Annotated in this window: 1 protein-coding gene; it reads left to right on the forward strand. The window is 61.2% G+C overall.

The window, feature by feature from the left end; genetic code table 11:
- Positions 1-334 precede the first annotated feature (334 nt).
- A partial coding sequence (locus HBO11_RS28440; RefSeq protein ID WP_170059072.1) for a TetR/AcrR family transcriptional regulator occupies positions 335-663 on the forward strand: 329 nt, incomplete at its 3' end.

Here is a 663-nt window from a genome sequence, read left to right on the forward strand (position 1 = left end):
GGCGTCAGCGTGGCGCGCTGAGCGTCGCCTCATGGGGCAAGGATCGAGCGAATGTCGTAGGGCGGGTTAGCCGCCTGCCACCTTCCGCAATTACCTTCGCAATGTCTGTTGCGGCGTAACCCGCCATCGACGCAACGCGTTTGATCGCCTGGTGAGTTAGAAGCTTCGCCCCGGGTCGGGGCTCCTACACTCATGTATCCCCCGTAAGAACCGCGCCTCGCGACGAATGAGGCAGTGAACGGCTACCCGCCAATTGCCTTGTTACAACTCCCGTCTTGATGCATCGTGACCAACAGTCATAGCATGACCACCGGTCACGAAACCCGGAACAGTCATGCGCTATCAGGATCAACTCTTCCAGCAACGGGAAAACGCCCTGCTGCAATCCGCTCGCCAGCTGTTTCAGGAGCAATCCTGGGATCGCGTCACCATCGCCGAAGTGGCGCGTCACGCCGGCATCGGCAAGGGCACGGTGTACAAGCACTTTTCCAGCAAGGAGGCGCTCTACGCGCGTCTGGTGCTGGACTGCTCGCGCCAGCATCTGAGCGAACTGCGTGAGACCGCAAACCAGGCGCCGCCTCGCGAAGCCATGCGCCATGTGATTCGTCGCGCCTTCGAACAACTGCTGGCCGACCCACTGCAAGCCCAACTCTGCCTGCTGTG

It is taken from the genome of Pseudomonas sp. WS 5010 (assembly GCF_012985565.1).
Classification (GTDB): domain Bacteria; phylum Pseudomonadota; class Gammaproteobacteria; order Pseudomonadales; family Pseudomonadaceae; genus Aquipseudomonas.